The sequence below is a fragment of the Nocardioides zeicaulis genome, from assembly GCF_042432345.1.
GTDB classification, from domain to species: Bacteria; Actinomycetota; Actinomycetes; order Propionibacteriales; family Nocardioidaceae; genus Nocardioides; species Nocardioides zeicaulis.
Genome location: NZ_JBHLXH010000002.1, coordinates 114,350 through 135,103 on the forward strand (window position 1 = coordinate 114,350; position 20,754 = coordinate 135,103).

15 protein-coding genes are annotated in these 20,754 nt (G+C 74.0%); 6 read left to right on the forward strand and 9 right to left on the reverse strand.

The genetic code is table 11. The features are described 5' to 3' along the window. Positions 1-87 precede the first annotated feature (87 nt). Both ACFFJG_RS15080 and ACFFJG_RS15085 read left to right on the forward strand, forming a co-directional pair. Complete coding sequence (locus ACFFJG_RS15080; protein ID WP_378519605.1) at positions 88-1,827, forward strand: alkaline phosphatase; 1,740 nt, start codon at positions 88-90, stop codon at positions 1,825-1,827. Positions 1,828-1,999: 172 nt separating this feature from the next. Further along, positions 2,000-2,527 (forward strand): hypothetical protein, encoded by a 528-nt coding sequence (locus ACFFJG_RS15085; protein WP_378519606.1) that lies wholly within the window; start codon positions 2,000-2,002, stop codon positions 2,525-2,527. Between the two features lie 63 nt (positions 2,528-2,590). On the opposite strand, the gene ACFFJG_RS15090 is transcribed toward ACFFJG_RS15085, so the two are convergent. From ACFFJG_RS15090 to pstC, 7 genes are all read right to left on the reverse strand, one after another. Continuing rightward, positions 2,591-3,433: a phosphate ABC transporter ATP-binding protein gene (locus ACFFJG_RS15090; protein ID WP_378519607.1), complete on the reverse strand. Its 843-nt coding sequence runs from the start codon at positions 3,431-3,433 to the stop codon at positions 2,591-2,593. Positions 3,434-3,550: 117 nt separating this feature from the next. Beyond that, the gene (locus ACFFJG_RS15095) at positions 3,551-5,143 is read right to left on the reverse strand and encodes an Ig-like domain repeat protein (RefSeq protein ID WP_378519608.1); all 1,593 of its coding nucleotides are present in this window, start codon (positions 5,141-5,143) and stop codon (positions 3,551-3,553) included. Between the two features lie 46 nt (positions 5,144-5,189). After that, positions 5,190-6,089 carry a sortase gene (locus ACFFJG_RS15100; protein WP_378519609.1) on the reverse strand — a complete coding sequence of 300 codons (900 nt, stop codon included), beginning with the start codon at positions 6,087-6,089 and terminating at the stop codon, positions 5,190-5,192. Further along, complete coding sequence (locus ACFFJG_RS15105; protein WP_378519610.1) at positions 6,086-8,716, reverse strand: hypothetical protein; 2,631 nt, start codon at positions 8,714-8,716, stop codon at positions 6,086-6,088. The genes ACFFJG_RS15100 and ACFFJG_RS15105 overlap by 4 nt, the downstream gene beginning before the upstream one ends. After that, positions 8,713-10,449: a substrate-binding domain-containing protein gene (locus ACFFJG_RS15110; RefSeq protein WP_378519611.1), complete on the reverse strand. Its 1,737-nt coding sequence runs from the start codon at positions 10,447-10,449 to the stop codon at positions 8,713-8,715. Before ACFFJG_RS15110 ends, ACFFJG_RS15105 begins: the two co-directional genes overlap by 4 nt. Then, positions 10,449-11,645: a phosphate ABC transporter permease PstA gene (gene pstA / locus ACFFJG_RS15115; RefSeq protein ID WP_378519612.1), complete on the reverse strand. Its 1,197-nt coding sequence runs from the start codon at positions 11,643-11,645 to the stop codon at positions 10,449-10,451. Before pstA ends, ACFFJG_RS15110 begins: the two co-directional genes overlap by 1 nt. Next, positions 11,642-12,658, reverse strand: a complete 1,017-nt coding sequence (pstC, locus tag ACFFJG_RS15120) for a phosphate ABC transporter permease subunit PstC (RefSeq protein ID WP_378519613.1) — start codon at positions 12,656-12,658, stop codon at positions 11,642-11,644. Before pstC ends, pstA begins: the two co-directional genes overlap by 4 nt. A gap of 269 nt (positions 12,659-12,927) precedes the next feature. Between pstC and ACFFJG_RS15125 the strand changes: the two genes are divergently transcribed. Beyond that, positions 12,928-14,088: a glycosyltransferase gene (locus tag ACFFJG_RS15125; protein WP_378519614.1), complete on the forward strand. Its 1,161-nt coding sequence runs from the start codon at positions 12,928-12,930 to the stop codon at positions 14,086-14,088. Here the strand turns inward: ACFFJG_RS15125 and mptB are convergent. Further along, complete coding sequence (gene mptB / locus ACFFJG_RS15130; RefSeq protein WP_378519615.1) at positions 14,040-15,494, reverse strand: polyprenol phosphomannose-dependent alpha 1,6 mannosyltransferase MptB; 1,455 nt, start codon at positions 15,492-15,494, stop codon at positions 14,040-14,042. The genes ACFFJG_RS15125 and mptB overlap by 49 nt on opposite strands. A gap of 71 nt (positions 15,495-15,565) precedes the next feature. After that, positions 15,566-17,305, reverse strand: coding sequence for a choice-of-anchor I family protein (locus ACFFJG_RS15135; RefSeq protein ID WP_378519616.1), 1,740 nt, complete (start codon positions 17,303-17,305; stop codon positions 15,566-15,568). A gap of 223 nt (positions 17,306-17,528) precedes the next feature. Between ACFFJG_RS15135 and ACFFJG_RS15140 the strand changes: the two genes are divergently transcribed. From ACFFJG_RS15140 to ACFFJG_RS15150, 3 genes are all read left to right on the forward strand, one after another. Continuing rightward, the gene (locus ACFFJG_RS15140) at positions 17,529-18,440 is read left to right on the forward strand and encodes an ATP-binding cassette domain-containing protein (RefSeq protein ID WP_378519617.1); all 912 of its coding nucleotides are present in this window, start codon (positions 17,529-17,531) and stop codon (positions 18,438-18,440) included. After that, on the forward strand, positions 18,437-19,120 hold the full coding sequence (locus ACFFJG_RS15145) for an ABC transporter ATP-binding protein (RefSeq protein WP_378519618.1): 684 nt from the start codon (positions 18,437-18,439) through the stop codon (positions 19,118-19,120). Before ACFFJG_RS15140 ends, ACFFJG_RS15145 begins: the two co-directional genes overlap by 4 nt. 7 nt (positions 19,121-19,127) lie before the next feature. Then, positions 19,128-20,754, forward strand: a 1,627-nt coding sequence (locus ACFFJG_RS15150; protein WP_378519619.1) for an FtsX-like permease family protein, incomplete at its 3' end; no start/stop codon positions are given.

Sequence of the window (20,754 nt, forward strand, 5' to 3'; positions counted from 1 at the left end):
ACACCCGGGCGACACCGCACGGCACACCGGTGGTCGCCGGGTGGGGCCAGTGTCGCCACGTTCGCCCCACCGAAAGGAACACCGGACGTGAAGCGTCTCTCCCTCCCTGTCCTGGCCGCCGGCACCGCCGGTGTCGTCGCCCTGGGCGTCGCGGCCGCGACGGCCGTGCCCATGGGCTTCTCCCAGGACCGCTCGGCCGAGCTGGCCCAGCAGATCAACCCGGCCAAGCCGAAGAGCGTCATCCTGCTCATCGGCGACGGCATGGACGACTCGATGATCACCGCCGCGCGCAACTACTCCGTCGGCGCCTCCGGCCGCCTCGCCCTCGACGAGCTGCCCTTCAGCGGCGCGATGACGACGTACGGCCTCAAGGTCGGTGCCGGACCGGACTACCCCATCGCCTACGTCTCCGACTCCGCGCCGACCGCCAGCGGCTGGTCGACCGGCAAGAAGACCGTCGACGGACGCATCTCCCAGGGCCCCTCCTCCGCCGACACCGTGCCCGGTGTCGACTACGAGACGGTCCTCGAGAGGTTCCAGGCCGCCGGCAAGAAGGTGGGCGACGTCTCGACCGCCGAGATCACCGACGCCACCCCGGCCGCGGCCGCCTCGCACATCAACGCCCGCGCCTGCCAGGACCCGACCGCGATGACCGCGTGCCCGAGCGCGAAGAAGTCGGCCGGCGGCCTCGGCTCGATCGCCGAGCAGCTCGTCGACCACAAGGTCGACGTCCTCCTCGGCGGCGGGCAGAACCGCTACGCCAAGATGCTCGAGGACGGCTCCGAGAGCGTGCTGAGCTACGCGCAGACCAAGAAGGGCTACCGCTCCGTCACCACGGCCAGCGAGCTCGCCGGCATCAGCAGCCTGTCCGGCGGCCCGGTGCTCGGCCTGTTCAGCCCCAGCCACATGACGCGCAAGTACGCCCCGCGCGTCGCGGTCAACGGTGGCACCGCCGAGACCGGCCCCTGCGTCGAGCAGAGCCGCGGCACCCAGCCCACGCTCGCCGCGATGACCGACAAGGCCATCACGCTCCTCGACAACCCCAACGGGTTCTTCCTCCAGGTCGAGGGGGCCAGCGTCGACAAGGCCGAGCACGAGCGCGACATCTGCGGCGCGATCGGTGAGCTCGAGGAGCTCGACCAGGCCGTGAAGACCGCGCTGGCCTACCAGCGCACGCACCCCGACACGCTCGTCATCGTGACGGGCGACCACGCCCACTCCACGCAGATCGTGATGGACAACTACGGTGGCAGCGCGACCGCCACCGTCACCACCGTCGACGGCGACCCGATGACGGTCGCGTACTCCTCGTCGTACGCCGGGACTCCCCCGCAGCAGGCCACGCACACCGGCGCGCAGATCCGGGTCGCGGCGATCGGCCCCCAGGCCGCCAACGTCACGGGCGTGATCGACCAGACCGACCTCTTCGGCACCATGCTCGGCCGCACGCCCAGCACGCTGCCGACCGCTCCGACGGCCACCGCCACGGCGACTGCGACGGTGACCGTGACGGCCAGCCCGACGGCCAGCCCGACCACCAGCCCCACCCCGCCGGCCACCCCGGCCGCCCGGCCCTCGATCTGGCTGGCGTCGCCCAAGAAGGTCGCACGGGGCGCAGAGACGTGGATCTCGGTGACGGTGCAGGACGCCACCGAGGTGACGGTGCGCCTGAAGCAGGGCAAGGACAGCACCGTCAAGCGCCTCGACGCCGACGGCGGCGCGATCCGGCTGCCCGGGTCGCTGCGCAAGGGTGCGCTCCAGCTGAAGGTCGTCGCCACCGGTGACGGCGGTCGCCGGACCCTGACCCGCACCATCGTGGTGCGCTGACACCCAGCACCACCCAGCACCACCCAGCGCCACCCAGCGCCACCCAGCGCCACCCGGCATCACCCAGCACGACCCCACCGGCCGCAGGCCCCGGACCTCCGGGGCCTGCGGTCGACGTGCGTCCGGGGCATCCACACGGACCTGTTCACCTCGGTGTGCTTGCATCCCGCTCGTGAACGACCACCAGGTCCTCGACGTCGAGCAGATGAAGGGCCTCTTCCGGGGGACGAACCTCCTGCTGACGATGCTGTGCCACCCCGACCTCCACGGCCCGGCGGACCGCGCCCGCCAGGTCGACCTCAACCGCGCGACCTCACCGGCGTACGCCCTCGTGGTGCTCGCCAGCGTCGGCGCCGGCCGGCACTGGCGCCTCGCCGACCTCGAGGCAGGGCACGGCCCCTCCCTGCCGTCGTTGCGCGCCGTGCTGCAGACCGTTCCGAGCCAGGGTCGTCCGGACCTCCTGCTCACCGCGATCGACCTCGTCGAGGCGGTGGCGCGAGGCGCCCAGACCCGCCCGCTGGTCGAGCAGCTGCTGCACGACGGCGTCCGCGCCTACGAGGTGCTGCTCGACGTCGTCCACGAGCTCGGGTGGCTGGCGGCGCAGGCCGACCCCACCATCGCCAACGTCGCCGGGCTGATCGCCAGGGAGGCCGTCACGGCCGAGCAGGACTGGTACGACCTGCACGCGGAGCACCCCTAGGACGCATCACACCCCCGGGACACGTGGTCCCGGGGGTGCGTGCGGAGCTGCAGCGGCGACGGCTCAGCCGAAGCGGCCGTTGACGTAGTCGGACGTGCGTTGGTCCTGGGGGCTGGTGAACATGGCGTCGGTGGGCCCGTGCTCGACGATCACGCCGGGCGTCCCCTGCGAGGCCAGGAAGAACGCGCACGTGTCGGAGACGCGGGCGGCCTGCTGCATGTTGTGCGTGACGATGACGATCGTCACCTGCTCGGCCAGGTCCTTCATGGTCTCCTCGATGACCCGCGTGGAGGTCGGGTCGAGGGCGGAGCAGGGCTCGTCCATGAGGAGCACCCGCGGCTTGATCGCCAGCGACCGGGCGATGCACAGCCGCTGCTGCTGGCCGCCGGAGAGGCCGCCGCCGGGGCTGTCGAGCCGGTCCTTGACCTCCTTCCACAGGCCACCGCGCACCAGGCACTCCTCGACGAGCTGGTCGCGCCCGGCGCGGTCGACCCGCGTCCCGGTCAGGCGCAGCCCGGCGAGCACGTTCTCGCGGATCGACATCGCCGGGAACGGGTTGGGCTTCTGGAAGACCATGCCGATGGCCCGGCGGGCGTCGGTCAGGCGGCGCTGCGGGTCGTAGATGTCCTCGCCGTCGAGCAGGACCTCGCCGGCCAGGGCCGCGGACGGCACCAGCTCGTGCATCCGGTTGAGGATGCGCAGGAAGGTCGACTTGCCGCAGCCCGAGGGGCCGATGAGCGCGGTGATGCCGCGCGCCGGCATCGTCAGCGACACCCGGTCCAGGACCTGGTGGCTGCCGAACCAGGCGGTGATCTCGCGGGCCTCGAGCGACGCGGGGCCGGCGGGGGCGGGCGGGGCGGCGGCGGCTCGCGTGCGCGGCAGGGAGCGGCTGAGGATCTGGGTCATCGGTTCTCTTCGTTCGTGGGTGGCGCAGCGTGCGGGACGGGTGCGTACGGGTGGGTATGGGGAGGGGGCGGGCGGCCGTCAGCGAGCCGCCCGCCCCGGTCGGGGAGGTGGGTCCCGTCAGCGGATGGTGACGGTGAACCTCACCTTGGCGGCCGCGAAGGCCGAGGTGCCCGCGTAGCTGGCGACGAGCTTGTTCTTGCCGACCTTGAGCGGCTTGGTGATCGTGATGACGACCTTGCCGTTCTTGAGCTTGCCCTTGCCGACGACCTTGGTGCCGCGCTTGACGACGACCTTGCCGGTGGCGGAGCCGGCAGCGGACTCCTTGACCTTGATGGAGCCCTTGATCTTCGCGCCCTGGGCGTAGGACTTCTTGAACTTCACCACGAGCGTGGTGTCGGCCTTGGTGACGACGGGCGCCGGGGTGGCGGCGAGGACCGTCACCGAGGTCGCGGCCGACTGCGAGGCGGCGAACACCGAGCTGGTGGTCGGCGTGAACTTCGCGACGACCGTGTGGGCGCCGGCGGCGATGCCGGTGAGGGCCTTGGTGGCCTTGCCGCCGGTGAGCGGGACCGGGGTGCCGCTCGGGGTGGCGGCACCGTCGAGGTAGAAGCTGACCAGGCCGTCGGCCACGGCGCTGCCCGAGGCGACGGTGGCGGTGAGGCTCAGAGCGCCTGCGCTGGCCGAGGTGCCGGACACGGTGGTCGACGTGGCGACCTGCTCGGTGGCGAGGTTGGTGGTCGGGTCTTGGGTCGGGACGCCGCAGACGCCGCCCTGGGTGCGGGGCAGCAGCTGCTCGAAGCCGGCGGCCGCGATCAGCGGCTTGGCCGCCGGGGAGCACGCGAAGCCGGACTCGCCGAAGATCGAGAGGATCTCGGGCTTGGCCACGTCGCCCTGGCGGACCACGTTGTAGAGGGCGCGGGCGGCGGTGAAGCCACCCTCGATGCGCAGCGGCGAGCCCGCGACCGTGTTGCGGCCGACGGAGAACGGCGCGACGGCGTTCGGGTTGGCCTGGACCTGGCTCGGGTCGTGCTCCTGCACCTCGGCAACGGTGCCTGCGAGGGTGACGGCCGTGCCGTTGTTGGCGGCCTGGAGCTGGGCGAGGAAGAACGAGCGGGTGCCCGAGCCGCTCTGCGGGATCTTCGGCTCGATGACGCCCGGGGCGCCGCCCAGCTGGCTCCAGTTGGTGACGGTGCCGGAGTAGATGCGCACCATGTCGGCGGCCGTGATGGTCGCGGGCGCGTTGCTCGTCTTGGCCGTGGCGAGGGCGAGGGAGTCCTTGGCGAACGGGAACGCCTGGAGTCCCGCCTGCTTCTCGGTGGCGTCGAGCGCTGCGGAGGAGCGGGCGAAGTCGATCTCCGGCACGTTGCCCGCACCGTAGAGGGTCTTCTTGCCGGCGCCGGAGCCGTTGGGGCGGGTGGCGGCGGGGTTGCCGGGCAGGTTGATGGTCGCGGCCGCACCCGAGGGGGCGATGGCGTTCCAGCTGACGAGCCTGTTGGCCGGGTTGGAGGCGTTGTAGCCGGGCGTGCCGTTCACGCCGTCGGCGAGGTACGCCAGGGCGAACTCGGAGGTGTCCGAGCCGACGCCGATGACGTCGGAGGACGCCGGGGTGTAGCCGGCCGCGGGGTCGGCCAGGGCCGGTGCCGCCAGGGACAGCGAGGCGGCCGCGACGGCTGCGGTGCTGACTCCGGCGAGGAACCTGCGTACAGACATGGTGTTCAGTCCTTCTCTGGATGGGTGGTGCAGGTCAGGTGGTGCGTCACAACAGGTTCGGCAGCAGTCGCATCGCGACGTCGGTGGTCAGCCAGGCGGCGGCGATCACGACCGGGGTCGTGACCACCCACACCAGGCCGGCACCGAAGCGCTGCCGGGCGGCGACGACCCCGAGGGTCAGCGCCAGGAGGAGGCCCAGGCAGAGGGTCAGCAGCGGCAGCGCCGCTCCCGCCTCGGTGCCCATGGCCTGCTCCGGGTCGGGGACCACGCGGGGAAGCCCCGCGGGGGTGGGGAGGGCCTTCTCCGCCTCCGCGTCGACGTACACGACGCGGTCCGGCGACAGCGACGGCAGCCGCGAGCCGCTCGACTCGGCGCTCACCAGGACCAGCCGCGCGGCCTCGTCGGGACGCGGCTGCGGCAGCGGGTCACCGGCACGGCGTACGCCGATCACCTCGAACGCCGTCTCGCCCTGCGCGGTGGTGACCTCGATGCGGTCGCCCGCACGCAGCTCGCCGATCCGGGCGAACGGGGCGCCGTAGGTGCTGGCCCGGCCGAACACCGCCGAGGTGCCGAGCTGGCCGGGCAGGACGGTGTTGCGCAGGTGGCCGGGCGCGTCGAGCAGGTCGCCCGAGGCGGTGCCCTCGGTGACCACCTCGCGCAGCCCGAGGTGCGGGACGGACAGCAGGGCCACGGGGGCGCCCACCTCGGTCACCGGGCCGATCGGTGCGGTGCCGGAGGCGAGCTCGCCGCGGAAGCGCTGGTAGAGCTCGTCCTGTGCGCGCTCGTGCGACAGCCCGCCGAGGTAGAGGAGCTGGACCAGCATCCAGCCCGCGACCAGGCACACCATCAGCGAGGTGGTCGAGACGACCGACCACGCGTCGGGAGCCGGAGGAGGCACGGCGGCACGTGCGGCGGCCGGCGGGCGAGGAGCGAGGACGGCGGTCACGACCGCCTCCTGCGCAGGTTGCGGAGCCGGATGACGTTGGCGAGCAGGGCGCTGACCAGCACCAGCACCAGCAGCTGGGGCAGCAGCCGGGCGGTGACGGGGGCGGCCACGGCGTCGGTCGGCGGCATCGCGACCGGGTCGGCGGACCCGGACGCCTCGCCACCCTTGTCGCCCTTCCCACCGTCGCCGTCCTTGCCACCCTTGCCGTCCTCGCCGCTGTCCTCGTCACCCGTGCCGTCGCCCGCGTCCGAGGTGTCGGTGCCCGATGAGGGCACCGCGCCGGTGCCGTCGACCGTGGTCACGCTGCCGGGGCCGAGGCCGCCGCCGGTGCCGCTCCCGGTGCCGTCACCCGTGCCGCCGCCGGTGCCGTCGCCCGCGTCGGGGGTCGTGCCCTTCTGCTCCGAGATCGCGGTGGCCACGGACTGCGCCTGCTTCCACAAGGGCGCCGTGACGCCGCTGCGGGTGATCGGCAGGTACCCGGCCGGGAGCTCGCCGTTGCCGTAGCCGACGTGCTGGCCCTCGGTCGTGGAGATCCGCACGAACTCCGCGACCTGCGCCGCGTCCTCCTCCGGCAGGTTGGCCGTGCGGGCGGCGGTGTAGACGATCATCGTCCCGGGATAGCCGTGCGCCCGGACGACCGACCGCATGTCGAGCGTGAAGGGAGTGTCCCCGTCCTCGGGGGCCTCCGCCAGCCGCAACGCGCGCGCCATGGCCGACGCGGTCGGGCCGACGTAGGTCCGTCCGGCCGTCTCGAGCTCGGCCTGGTCGAGGCCGAGGCGCTCGGCGTCGCCGGTCGAGACCAGCCCGAGCATGAAGCGGGTGCCGACGCCCTGGCGGTCGACGCGGCCGATCTTCCACGGGTCGCTGCTGGTGGCGCGGTCGCACTTGGTCTGCACGTTGGGCCAGGCGTCGAGCACGGCCTCGGCGATCTTGCGCAGCGAGGTGACCGGGGCGGCGATCTGGGTGAAGTAGGGCGCCGGGTTCTGCTGGTAGCACTCCAGCGACGACGGGGCGACGTAGTCGTCGAGCAGCGGCCACTCCGGTGTGGGGAGCTCGATCTTGCGGTAGCTCGGGTTGATCCTCATCCCCCACGGGTCGGGCTTGCCCTTCACGAAGTCCATGGCGTCGGCGTCCTGGGCGATGTAGGACGTCAGGGTCTCGAGCACGTCGCTCGACTCCGACAGCGACAGCAGGGTGGCCCCCGCTTCGCGGGGCACGACGTCGAGGCCGGGGTTGAGGCGCTGGAACTCGGGGTCGAGGTTGATCGAGGCCGGGTTCTGGGACATGCCCGGGTGGGTGCGTCCGCGCTCGCTGCCGACGTAGGACTGGGTGAGCAGCTTGGCCAGCAGGCGGGCGTTGAGCCGCAGCGAGCCGTACTCCCCCGCGTTGTCGGGCCGGTCGATCACGTAGGCGATGGAGAACCCCGTCACCGCGGTCGGGGCGTAGGCCATGGGGTCGCCGGTGGCCTCGTGCTCGCTGGAGACGAACGCGGCGGCGCCGCCACCGGTCTCGGCGAGGTTGAACCCGGCCGCGTCGGGCATCTTGTTGTGCTGGAACTTGAACCGCTTCTTGTCCAGGCAGTACGCCGGCGACCACTGCAGCGACGCCTGCGCCATCAGCTCGGAGCCGTAGAACCCGGTCGGCGGGCGCGAGTCGAGGACGTCGCACGCGTCGGGGGCGAGGCCGAAGTCGAGCGGGATGGAGAAGCGGTTGCGCCAGTTGGACGGCGACCACCACAGCTGCGGCGAGACCGAGAGGTCGACGCCGTCGTTGGCGTAGTTGCTCGCGCCGGGCTCGAAGCGCCCGGCCTTGGAGCACTCGCGGTCGTCGTCGACGCACGAGATGCCCTCGATCGGGATCACGACGACCGAGCAGGCGACGGTGTCGGAGCAGCCGAGCGACTCGTTCTCCACGTCCGAGCGCACCTCGAACTTCGCCGAGCCGTTGCCGTCGGCGTCGGTGAAGGCGGCGAGCTCGGCGGGCGGGAACGCCGCGCCCACGGCGGCCTCCGGGGCCATCGTCTCGGCCGTGCAGGAGGTGTGGACGGTGCCGTTCGCGGCACGGAAGGCGGTCGTGTGGGTGGAGAAGGTCGGCGGGTCGTTGCACTCCGCCGGGAGCGGGACCAGCCCGCTCTTGTCGGCGAGGTCGGCCTCGGTGCCGAAGGCGTCGTGGCGCCACACGGCCTGCGAGGCGTCCATCGACTGGGTGCGCTGGATGCGCGAGGACGTCCAGCAGGTCTCGGGCGCGAGCTGCTGGTCGGCGGGCAGCGTGGGGTCGTCCACGCCGCGGCACTGCAGGATCACCACGGGGTACTCCTGGAGCATGCCGAGCTCGCCGTAGGGGCTCGCGGCGCGGCCGCCGGAGGGGTGTGCGCCGCTCCAGGTGATGTCGATGCGCTCACGCCCCCGCAGCTCGGTGGTGCGGCTGGCGGTGACGGTGACGTCGCGGGCGTCGACCTCGATCGGCTGCCCGTCGAAGACGATCGTCCGGGTCAGGTGCCTGGTCTGGGAGTACGCCGGCGTGCTTGGGTCGCCCGACCCGCCGGGTGCGGCGGTGGCGGGCGCGGTCGCGACGGGCAGGCCGAGGGCCACGAGCCCGATCGCGAGCAGGGTCCCTGCGCGCCTCATCGGGCACCGTCCCGGCGACGCACGCCGCGCGCCAGGAGCACGCCGGGCACCAGCACCAGGGCGAGCAGCTCGACCACGGCGAGCCAGCCGAACGCGCGGTCGTCGTTCTCGCGGCCCGCGGCGAGCTCGATCGGGGTGGCGTAGATCGGGTCGTTCGTGGTGCCGGTCCCACCGGCGGCACCGGCCACCGCACCGTCGGCGCTGACCGTCTCGCCGGTCACGGGGTCGACGGTCGTCGCAGGGGCTCCCCCGCCACCGGCACCGCCACCACCACCGGCGCCGGCCGTACCTCCTCCGCCGGCCGGCCCACCACCGCCCGCACCGCCCCCGGCACCGTTCGCGCCGGCCTCGTCGCCGCTCCCGCCCACGACCGGCTGGCCGTCGTCGGTCGACGGCTCGCCCGTGCCGGTGTCGGTGCCGCAGGGTCCGGCGCCCTCCTCGTCGCAGGCCGCCGGCTGCGGGGCGATCTCGGCGAGCTTGTTCTGCTTGAGGTTCCCGGCCACGAAGGTGGGGTTGTTGCACTGGGTGGCGTCGCGGTTCGTGATGTCGACCGCGGGGTCGGCGTCCTTGAGCCGGGCGAGCTGGGTGAACCCGGCCTGCACCAGGTTGAGCGGGAGGGGCGAGTACCCGTAGGGGCCGGCCTTGGACTGGCCCTCGCACAGCGAGTAGTACATGAAGTCGCCGAGCGTCTGGCGCTTCGCGGTCGTCATCCGCTGGTCGTCGGCACCGGTCGGGATGATCATGTAGCTGTAGGACGAGAGCGGGTAGGCCCGCGGGTCGGTCGCGTCGTAGACGTCGTCGAGGATCTGCGTGAGGTACATCGGCGACGACGCGTCCTCGTTGATCCGCGCCTTGGTCAGCGCGACCGCGACGTTGTACTGCGTCGGCTCGACGTAGTAGCCGCCCTTGTTGAGCACCTTGACGACCGGGTAGTCCTTGTTGAGCGGGTAGGCGTACTCGACGTAGCCGATGGTGCCGTTGCCGGCGAAGCCCGAGATCGTGTTCATCACCTGGTCGGAGCCCGACTGCGCGAGCATCCGGCCCTTGCGCGGGTAGTAGGACGTGAAGCCGCTCTTGCCGAAGTAGGGGCGCCAGATGTCGGGGTACTGCTGGTCCATCCAGGTGGTCAGCTGCGCCGTGGTGCCGGAGCCGTCGGAGCGCACCACCGGGGTGATCGCGAGCTTCGGGAACGCGCGCCCGTTGTTGTCCTTCGTGATCTGCGGGTCGGACCAGTCGGTGATCTGCCCGGTGAAGATCTTGGTCAGGGTCTCCCCCGACAGGCGCAGGTTGCGCACCAGCTCGTTGCCCACCTTGAGCTGGTAGGTGAACGCGGTGCCGCCGGCGACGATGGGCAGGTAGGCGAACTCGCGGCCGTTGCTGTTGTCGGCGTTGCCGAACTCGTCGACACCCGGGTAGGGGATCTCGGAGATGCCGAAGTCGGTGACGTCCTGCGCGAAGTTCTTGCGGCCCTGCGAGGAGCCGCCACCGTTGTAGGTGACCTTCATGCCGAGCGCGTCGACGTCGGAGATCCACTGCTGGACGATCACCTCCGACCAGGTGGAGCCCGAGCCCTCGATCTGCGCGTACGCCGCTCGCGCGGAGGCGTTGCCGAGACCGTCGGCCGCCCCGGGGTCGGCGGCCGCTGCGGCGCCGAGCCCCGACAGGGCGGCGAGCGACGCGGAGACCAGGCCGGTGAGCAGGACCGCCGCGAGACGACGGGTGGTGCGGGTCATCAGGACTCCTCGGGTGCGCGCTTCGCGCGGGTCGTTCGGGTGGGGGTGCGGCGTGCGCCGGCACGCGCGGGTCGGGCGACGAGACGGGCGACGACGAACAGGGCGAGCACCAGGACCAGCAGCACCGTGGCGGCGGCGAACGCGCGCTCGATGTCCATCGGCTCGGGGCTGCGCGCGCCCTTGAAGATGAAGAGGGGCAGCGAGTTCATGACGCCGTCGGTGGGGTCGGTGACGAAGAACGTCGCGACGCCGGAGGTCAGCAGCACCGGTGAGGTCTCCCCCACGCCGCGCGCGACGCCGAGGATCAGCGCGGTGGCCAGTCCCGGTCGGGCGGTCGGCAGCACGACGTGCCACACCGTGCGCCAGCGGCTGGCGCCGAGCGCGAGGCTCGCCTCGCGCAGGCCGCCGGGCACGACGCGCAGCACGACGTCGGAGGCGCGCGCGATGATCGGCAGCATCATCACCGACAGGGCCATCGCGGCGGCGAAGCCCGAGCGGGGGAAGCCGAGGGCGACGATGAGGACGGTGTAGACGAAGAGACCGGCCACGATCGAGGGCAGCGCGGTCATCGCCTCCACGATCGTGCGGACCACGACCGCGAAGCGGCCGCCGACCTCGGTCATGAAGACCGCCGTGCCGATGCCGAGCGGCAGCGTGACGGCGATCGCGATGCCGAGCTCGATCACCGATCCCAGGATGGCGTGGCCGATGCCGCCGCGGTCGAACGGGTCGCGCGGCCCTACGCCGGCCATGTCGTCGACGAAGAAGTTGAGGTGGAGCAGCGGCTCCCAGCCGCGGTAGACCACGAAGAGCACGGTGCTCAGGAGCGCGGCCCCAACCAGCACGGCGCCGGAGGTGATCACACCCGCGACGACGCGGTCCACGACGTCCACCCGGCGCCCGCTCATCGACGTGGTGACCGCGCTCGTCACGAGGCCGAGGACGAACCAGGCGATCACCAGCCACGCCGCGCCGGCGAGCGGCAGCAGCCGCTGGGTGAGGACCCACGCCAGGGCGAACGCGGACACCCAGGCGCCGACCACGGTGAGCTGCTCCTCCGCCGTGGGCCGGCCGAGCCGTGGACGGGGCACCGGCGGCGCCGCGTCGAGGTCGCGCTGCGGGAGGTGGGTGGCCGGGACAGGTGCGGGGTCCGCGGCGGGCAGCACCTCGGTCGGGGTCGTGGTGGGGGCGCTCATGCGTCGGTCCCCGCCCCGGAGCGGCTGCGCGCGACGATGGTCGCGGCGAGCGTGTTGACCACGAGGGTGATGAGGAAGAGCACGAAGCCCGCGGTCAGCAGGGCCGAGAGCTGCGCGGCGCTCGCGTCACCGAACCGGCCCGCGATGAGTGCGCTGACCGAGCTGGTGCCGACCTCGAGGATCCGCGGCTTGATGACGAAGTCCGGGGAGATGATCAGCAGCACCGCGATGGTCTCGCCGAGGGCGCGGCCCAGGCCGAGCATCGTGCCGCCGATGATGCCGCCGCGCCCGAACGGCAGCACGACGGCGCGGATCATGCCCCAGCGGGTGGCGCCGAGCGCGAGCGCGGCCTCCTTCTCGCCGGGCGGGGTCTGGGAGAAGACCTGGCGCATCACCGCGCACGACATCGGCAGCACCATCATGGCCACGGCGATGCCGGCGCAGAACGCGCTGCCGATGTAGCGCGACTGGTCCCACACCGCGGCGTCCGGGTCGGCGTCGACGGAGAACAGCGGGATCCAGCCGAGGTGCTGGTGCAGCCACAGGCTCAGCGCGGCGGCGTGGGGCATGACGAGGAAGTAGCCCCACATCCCGTAGATGATCGAGGGCACGGCCGCCATCAGGTCGACCAGCGACACGAGCGTCGACCGCGCGCCCGCGGGGGCGTACTCGCTGATGTAGAGCGCGGTCAGGAGCGCGAGGGGAAAGGCGAAAAACATCGCGACACCGGCGATCGAGACGGTGCCGACGAGCACCGCGGCGATGCCGAGGACGTCGGACTCCGGCTGCCAGGCGCTCTCGGTGAAGAAGCTCCAGCCGTAGCGCTGCAGCGTGGGCACCGACTGCCAGGCGAGGAAGGCGCCGATGCCGCCGGTGACGACCAGGACGGTGGCGCCGACGGCGCGGACCGAGACCTCGAAGACACGGTCGGCGCCGGTGGCCTTGCGGGAGATGCGCCGGGGGCGCACCTCGGGTGTGGGCAGGACGGGGTCCTGGGTAGCAACGGTGGTCACGTGGTTCTTTCAAGACGGGCCCGAGAGACTGCTGACGTGGCGTCACTACCCCGACCTGGCCCTGGCCGGTCGGCTGGTGAACGGCTGAAGCCTCGGACGCCGATCGCAACGGGAACCACCCCTCGGGGTGAACGGCGCACGAACGACAACGGTCGGATCGGCGCTGCGTCCCCCACGCCCGCCCCGCCCGGCACCCGCGACGTCCCACCGTCGCCGGACACCGCCCCGTGCGACACCGTCCGTTCACCCGTGGCCCGGACGGTTGACGCGTGCGCATCGCCCAGCTCGCCAACTTCGTCGGCCCGTCGTCCGGAGGTATGAAGACCGCCGTGCGGGCGCTCGGTGCGGGGTACGTCCGCGCCGGCGCCGAACGGGTGCTGGTCGTGCCGGGGCCGTGCGACGCACGGACCGCCGGCGAGCACGGTCTCGTCGTGCAGCTGCGCGCGCCCCGGGTCGGCGGGGGCTACCGGCTCCTCGTGGAGCCGTGGCGCGTGCTCGAGGTGCTCGACGAGTTCGCGCCCACGTCGGTCGAGGTCTCCGACAAGTCCACGCTGCTGCCCGTCACGTCGTGGGGGCGCCGTCGCGGCATCCCGACGCTGCTGTTCTCCCACGAGCGGCTCGACGCGATGCTCGGGCTCCGCACCGGTCTCCGGGTCGGGATCGGCGCGCCGGTGGAGGCCCTCAACCGGACCCTCGTGCGACGCTTCGACGGCATCGTGGTCACCTCCGACTTCGCGCGGCGCGAGTTCCACGACCTCGCGGCCGCCGCCGGCACTCCGGTCCACCAGGTCGCCCTCGGGGTGGACCTCGAGACCTTCCGACCGGCACCTGTCGCGCCCGGCAGCGCGCTGGCCGGCGCCCGGGACGGCGCCCGGGACGGCACGCTCCGCCTCGTCCACGTCGGGCGTCTCTCCCGCGAGAAGAGCCCCCAGCTCTCGGTGGCGACCGCCGTCGAGCTGCACCGGAGGGGGCACCGCGTGAACCTCGACGTGTACGGCGACGGCCCGCAGCGTGCCGAGCTCGAGCAGACCGCCGCCGGGACGGGCGCGGTCACCTTCCACGGCCACGTCGCGGACCGGCACGGCCTCGCCCGGCTGGTCGCGCACGCCGACGTCGCGCTGTCGACGTGCCCGGGCGAGACGTTCGGGCTCGCGGTGCTGGAGGCGCTCGCCTGCGGCACCCCGGTGGTCACCGCCGACGTCGGCGGCGCGCGTGAGCTGGTCGACGCGGCGTCGGGGGCCTGGGGCCGACCCGACCCGCGATCACTCGCCGACGCGGTGCTCGCGGTCGCCGCCCGGCCGCTCGCCCAGCGTCGCAGGGCCGCCCGGCAGCGCGCCGAGCAGTTCGGCTGGGACCGGGCCGTCGCGGCGATGCTCGCTGTTCACCGCGAGATGGGTGAGGTCGGGCTGGCGTCGCCGGTGCGCGCCTGAGCCCCTGCCCGGACCTCTGCCCGGATCTCTGCCCGGCGGTGCCCGACCGCCTGCACGAGGGCGGTGGCGGCGACCACGGCGACGCCGACGGCGATGACCGCGTCGGCACCCCGCAGGGAGGAGTCCAGGGGCGCGACCAGCCCGCCCAGCCACGAGGCGTGCAGCAGCGCCTGCCACCCGCGCGCCGGCAGCTCGACGGCGGCGAGGAACGGCAGGCACCAGAGGACGTACCAGTGGTGGACGACCGGGCTGAGCACCACCAGCGCGAGCGCGACGGCGGCGGTGGCCCGCAGCGCGGTACGCCGGTCACCGGATCGGGAGCGCAGGCCGACCGTCACCGCCACCACCACCAGCAGGACCGAGCCCGCGGTGCGGAAGGCGTCGACGAGGTCGGCCCCGGTGAGCAGGTGGGCCAGCCGGCCGAGCTGCGTGGACACCGACAGCGGGGTCTGCACCTCGCCGGGGACGCCGAGGGCGTGCACCCAGCCGACGCCGAGGTGGCTGACGGCCCCGATGCAGACGACGGTGAGGAGCGACACCGCCCCGACCTGCGTCGCCCGGGTCGCGCGTGCGGAGACCCGTGCGGCGGCGGGCAGCGTCACCAGCACGACCCCGACGCCCGCGACCCCCGCCGGGAGCTTCACGGCGACGCCGAGCCCGACGACCAGCGCCCCGACGAGCCAGCCGTGCCGAGCGGCCACCACGAGCGCCACCGCCGCCAGCCCGGCCATGAGCAGGTCGTTGTGCACGCCGCCGACGCCGTGGGCCAGGACGAGCGGGCTGGCCAGCACCAGGGCCGAGGCGCGCGCGGGGTCCACCCGCGACCAGCGGCTCAGGCGCGGCACGGCCCAGGCGAGCAGCGCCAGCCCCACCAGGGCGAGGAGGCGGTGGGCGACGACGAGCAGCCACGGGTCCGTCGTGAGGCCGGCCGCTGCCGAGCCCCACACGAGCGGGAGCGGTCCGTAGGGGGTCGCGGTGGCCAGCCACATCGGGTCGACCGCCTCGACGACCTGGCCGTCGAGGATCGACGGCGTCCACACGTAGGGCGAGAGACCGAGGTGGGTCAGCACTCCCTGGGCGGCGTAGCTCCACCCGTCGCGGGAGAACAGCGGCGGCGCGAGGAGCAGCGGCAGGGTCCACGCCGCCGTGGCGCGGTGGACGAGGGCGGTGCGGTCGTCCTCGCGGACGCCGAGGTCCCCCGCCGCCCGCACCAGCCGCAGCCACGCCGACGACGCGAGCCCCAGCCCGACGACCACGACCGCCAGGCCGAGCATCCGACCGCCTGTCGAGGAGCGCAGGTCGGCCACGAGCGGCAGCGAGGCGACGGCGCTCGACGCGGGGAGCACCGAGACGACGAGTCCCCCGACCAGCACGAGCACGTACCCCAGGACCCCGCGTCGCACCATGGGCTCGACGCTAGGAGCCGCGGCCCACGCCGCGACGCCCCCCGCGTGAACCGCGGGGGTCCGTGCGGTGGCTACTCGCCGACCCGGTGGCCGTGCGGGCGCAGGCGCTCGACGTCGAACAGCGTGGTGGTGCCGGACACCTCGTTGCCGACGGCCACGAGCGGGTCGCCGTTGGGCGAGTCGTCGGCCGCGATGAACGCGAGGCCCTCGGGGCCGAGGTCACCGGCACGGGCGAGGTCGGTGGTGCCGCTGACGGAGAAGTCGCGGTTGTCGGTCCACGTGACGAACCGCGGCCGCGCCGGCTCGGTGACGTCGTAGACCACGACGCCGCCGACGCGCTCGAGCCCGACGAAGGCGTAGGTGCGTCCGGCGACCTTGCCGAGCGTCACGCCCTCCGGCTCCGGGCCCTTGTCGTCGCTGCGGTTGTCGAACGACGACGTGGCGTGGTCGGAGTTGAAGGAGCCGGGGACCGCAGCGGCAGTCATCCGCTCGATCTCGTCGCCGGTGTCGGCGACGAGCCGGCCGTCGGAGGTGAACACCGAGATCCCGCGGCCGCCGAAGCCGTAGAGCGTCTCGTAGCAGGTGCCGGTGGGGTCGAGCCCGTCGGCGCGGGTGATCTTGAGCCGGGACAGGCCCGCGAAGCCGTCGCCCGCCTTCACCGCCGCGCACGCCGGCTCGATCCCGTTCCTGCCGAGGTCGCCCACCCGGATCTCCTCCGAGTAGCCGTCCCAGTCGCGGGTGTCGCCCTCGTCGGCGGTCACCAGGTAGGTCGTGCCGCGGACCCGGTAGGAGGCGATCGCGTCGGGCTGGCGGAACGTGCGGACGTCGGCGTAGGTGCGGATGGCGATGCCGTCGCGGTCGCTCGCGTCGAACGGGACGCGGGAGCGGTCGACCGTGCCGAGCGACCACACGTCGCTGACCCGTGCGGAGCGGAGGTCGACCACGGCGACGCCGTTGGCCTCCTGGAGGGTGACGTAGGCCGTGCGGGACGTCTGGTCGACCGTGACGTACTCGGGCTCGAGGTTCTCCGAGACCGGGTACGCTGGGGTGCCCGTCCCTGCGTCGGCGCGGCCGCCGTAGACCCGGATGCCGGCCGGCAGCGCCGCGCCCTCGAAGGCGTGGAAGCCCGCCGTGCGGACGGCCGCCTGGGTCGCGGCGCGTACCACCCGCGGCAGGTCGACGACCGAGACCGACCCCTCGGGGTCGACGCTGTAGTCCTCGGCCGGCTCGCCCTCGTTGGCGACCACGGCGCGCGCGCCGTCGGGCGTGAGGGTCACCATGTCGGGCAGGGCGCCGACGCGCACCGCGCCCAGCGCACCGCCGCTGCCGGCCGCGTCGAAGAACACCAGCCAGCCCGCGTCGGTCTTGTCGGGCGCCTCGACCGCGACGACGCCGAGGCCGTCCTCGCGCACGGCGACGGAGTTGGCGACCGCGCCGTCGGGGACGAAGGATCCGTCGGCCGACACGACTCCGGTGGTCTGGAGGTCGAAGAGCTTCGTCGGTGCCGCGGGGTCGGAGGCGTCGAGGACCTCGACCTTCGCCTGAGCGGCGTTGACGACCAGCAGGCGCTGCCCCGCGGCCCAGTGCTCGACGATCTCGGCGGCGGACTCGTCGAGGACGCCGGTCTCGTAGGTGCCGAGCGGCGCCAACGACAGCGCCGCCCCGGGGGCCGAGGAGGTGACGGGCTCGTCGACCAGACCGGCGCTGGCGCTGCCGGGCGTCAGCACCGCCAGCGCGCTCACCGCCGCGGCGCTCAGGCTCGCGGCGAGCGCGGCGGCTCGGGGAGTACGGGTGGGGGCGGTGCGGGTCATGGCGGCTGCCTTCCTGGACGGACGTGGGGGTCGCGTGGGTCGCGTGGGCCGCGGGGGTCGCGGGAGGTCGTGCGCGCAGGCTAGGAAGCCCCGGTGACGCCTCGGCGTCCGCGCGGTGAACGCGCGTCGAGCACCCAGCGGTCCGCCCGACGTGACCTGGGTCACTGCTACCATCGCCAACGGCCGTCGCGGGCCGTACAGCGGGAACGGGGTGGTGTCGCCGGTGCTCGGCCTTCCCGACCCTCCCCCGGCCCGCCCGGAGTTCGGGCACGACGCCCTCGTCGTGTGCGACAACCTCGTGCGCATCTACCAGTCCGCGCACGTCGAGGTGCAGGCACTGCAGGGCCTCGACCTGCTCGTGCACGCCGGCGAGATGGTCGCGCTGGTCGGGGCCTCCGGCTCCGGGAAGTCGACCCTGCTCAACGTCCTCGCCGGTGTCGACGCGCCCACTGCCGGACGGGCGCGCGTCGCGGGCCACGACCTGGTCTCCCTGTCGCGCGCCGAGCAGGTCCACTACCGACGCCACGTCGTGGGGTTCGTACGCCAGCAGACCGCGCGCAACCTGGTGCCGTACCTCACCGCGCGCCAGACCGTGGACCTGCCGATGACCATCGCCGGTCGGCCGCGGGCCGAGCGGCGCTCGCGCGTGGACGAGCTGCTGGAGGTGCTCGGCGTGGGGCACTGCGCCGAGCGACGCCCCGACGAGATGTCCGGCGGCGAGCAGCAGCGGGTGTCGATCGCGGTCGCGCTGGCCAACGGCCCCGACCTCCTGCTGGCCGACGAGCCGACCGGCGAGCTCGACAGCGAGACCGGCGCCGAGGTCTTCGCGGCGCTGCGCACCGTCAACGCCGAGCTCGGGGCCACGGTCGTGGTCGTGACGCACGACGCCGGGGTGAGCGGCCAGGTGGCCCGCACCGTGGCGATCCGCGACGGACGCACCAGCAGCGAGGTCGTGCGCGGACAGGCGGACGAGGACGGCACGCGCACGGCCGAGGAGTTCGCGGTGATGGACCGCGCGGGCCGCGTGCAGCTGCCGCGGGAGTACCGCGAGGCGTTGGACCTGACCCGCCGCGTCCGCGTCGCGCTCGCGGGCGACCACGTCGAGATCCGCTCGGACCGGGAGGCGGGTGGATGAGCACCGTGCCTGCGATGGTCGAGGCCCGGGGCCTGGCCCGGTCCTACGGCACGACGGCGGCGCCCGTCACCGCCCTCGCGGACGTCTCGCTCGACGTCGCCCCCGGAGAGATGCTCGCGGTCGTGGGACGCTCCGGCTCGGGCAAGACCACCCTGCTCAACCTGCTGGGCGGCCTCGACCGCCCCGACGCCGGCACCGTGCGGATCGCGGGACGCGAGGTCACGACCCTCGACGACGAGCAGCTCGGCGAGCTGCGACGCGACACCGTGTCGTACGTCTTCCAGACCTTCGGGCTCGTGCCGGCACTCACGGCGGCGGAGAACGTCGGCGTGCCGCTGCGCCTGCGGCGGGTGCCGCCCGCCGAGCGCGAGCAGCGGGTGGCGCTGCTGCTCGACCTGGTCGGGCTCGGCGGGCACGCGCTCCAGCGCCCCGCCGAGCTGTCCGGCGGCCAGCAGCAGCGTGTCGCCATCGCCCGGGCGCTCGCCGGGTCACCGCGGGTCCTGCTCGCCGACGAGCCGACAGGGCAGCTCGACACCGAGACGGGCCTCGGCGTGATGGCGCTGCTGCACGCCGTGGTGGAGTCCGAGGGCGTCACCGCGGTGGTCGCGACCCACGACGCGGTGCTGATGTCCCTCGCCGACCGGGTGGTGTCGATCTCGGACGGCCGGATCGAGGGCTGAGGCTCCCGTGATCGCGCTGGTCCTGCGCCGCGCCCGCGTGCAGCGCGGTCTCCTGCTGGCCGTCGTCGTGCTGGTCGCCACCGCCTGCACCCTCGTCGGCACCTGCACGCTGCTCCTCGACCGCACCCAGGAGCTCGGGTTCGCCAGGGCGGTCCAGCAGGTCCCGCCCGACGACGTCGCGGTGACGGCGTTCCTCCTCGACCTGACCGCGGCCGACGCGACCACCGCCGCCGACGAGGCCGCCGACGTGGTCGGTGGGGTGCTCGCGTCGCTGCGACCCAGCCTCGAGACCACCACCACCTCGCGCCTGCGCGACCTCTCGTCCCGGGGCACCGAGGCGGGCAGCCAGGGCTACCTGGTCGCCACCGACGGCCTCGCCGAGCGCGCCGAGCTCACCTCGGGGCGGTGGCCCGCACCGACCGCCGGCCGCCTGCCCGAGGCGGTCGTCCCCACCCGCACCGCCGCCCTCCTCGGCCTGGCGGTGGGCGACGAGGTCGCCCTCGGCCGCGAGACCGGCATCGGGGGCGTCGACGGCACCGTCCGGATGCGGCTCGTCGGGACCTTCGACCCCCGCTCGGGCATCGAGTGGGAGCGCGACCCGCTCGGGGGCACCGGCTTCTCCCCCACCTACAGCGACGGGCTGGAGCCCGCCCCCACCTACGGTCCGTTCGTCGTCGACGCCGGTGCACTGGCCGCGACGGGCTCGACCGTCAACGCGGTGCGCGTCACCGCCCGCCCCGAGCTCGGGACCGGCAGCACGCCGGCGCTGCGCGTGGCGGTCGACAGGCTCGCCACCGCACCCGAGCTCCTCGACGCCCGGGTCGGCGACCGCGCCGATCTGACGCGGGTCGGCTCCGAGCTCCCCCGCACCCTCGACCGGCTCGACGCCCAGCAGGTGAGCACCCGCTCGACCGTGCTCGTGGTGCTCCTCCTCGGCCTCGCCCTGTCGCTGGCCGCCGCGCTGATGACCGGGCGGCTGGTGGGGTCGGTCCGGCAGGACGAGCGCGACCTGCTGGCCTCGTGGGGGCTCGACCGGCGGCAGCAGCTGGGCGCAGCGGCGACCGAGGCCGCCCTCGTCGCTGCCGCGGGCGCGCTGGTCGCGGTGCCGGTGGCCGCGCTCGTGCACGCGCGGCTGACCGGGCTCGACGACCTCGTCGCGGCGGGGCTGGAGCAGCGGCCCGCCGTCACCCCCGCGCTCCTGCTGTCCGTCGTCGGCACGGCCGTGGTGCTCGCCGCCGGCCTGGTCGCGGCGTCGTGGCAGGCGGCCACGACGGCCGACCCGGCCCCCGTACGCCGCGTCCGGCTCGCGCTGGACGCGGTGCTGGCGCTCGTCGCCGGGGCTTCCTGGTGGCAGCTGAGGGGACGGGCGGCCTCCTACGACGGTGGCGTCGACGTCGTCCTGGCCCTCGCGCCGGTGGTGTGCCTGGTCGCGCTGACGGTGCTCGGCACCCGGCTCGTGGCGCCGGCGCTCGCCCGCGCGGCCCGGCCCGCCGTCCGGTCGCGCGCCCTCGTCGTGCCGCTGGCGCTCCAGCAGGCCGCCCGGCGCGTGCCCCCCGCCACCGCGACCTTGCTCCTGGCCGTGTTCGCGGTCGTCAACATCGCCTGCATGGTCCTGCGGCGCGACCCGACCCCCG

Coding starts and splice junctions, on each gene's coding strand:
- ACFFJG_RS15090 (WP_378519607.1), bottom strand. CDS start 3,433: ATGACCCAGATCCTCAGCCGCTCCCTGCCGCGCACGCGAGCCGCCGCC.
- ACFFJG_RS15095 (WP_378519608.1), bottom strand. CDS start 5,143: ATGTCTGTACGCAGGTTCCTCGCCGGAGTCAGCACCGCAGCCGTCGCG.
- ACFFJG_RS15105 (WP_378519610.1), bottom strand. CDS start 8,716: ATGAGGCGCGCAGGGACCCTGCTCGCGATCGGGCTCGTGGCCCTCGGC.
- ACFFJG_RS15110 (WP_378519611.1), bottom strand. CDS start 10,449: ATGACCCGCACCACCCGTCGTCTCGCGGCGGTCCTGCTCACCGGCCTG.
- pstA (WP_378519612.1), bottom strand. CDS start 11,645: ATGAGCGCCCCCACCACGACCCCGACCGAGGTGCTGCCCGCCGCGGAC.
- mptB (WP_378519615.1), bottom strand. CDS start 15,494: ATGGTGCGACGCGGGGTCCTGGGGTACGTGCTCGTGCTGGTCGGGGGA.
- ACFFJG_RS15135 (WP_378519616.1), bottom strand. CDS start 17,305: ATGACCCGCACCGCCCCCACCCGTACTCCCCGAGCCGCCGCGCTCGCC.
- ACFFJG_RS15145 (WP_378519618.1), top strand. CDS start 18,437: ATGAGCACCGTGCCTGCGATGGTCGAGGCCCGGGGCCTGGCCCGGTCC.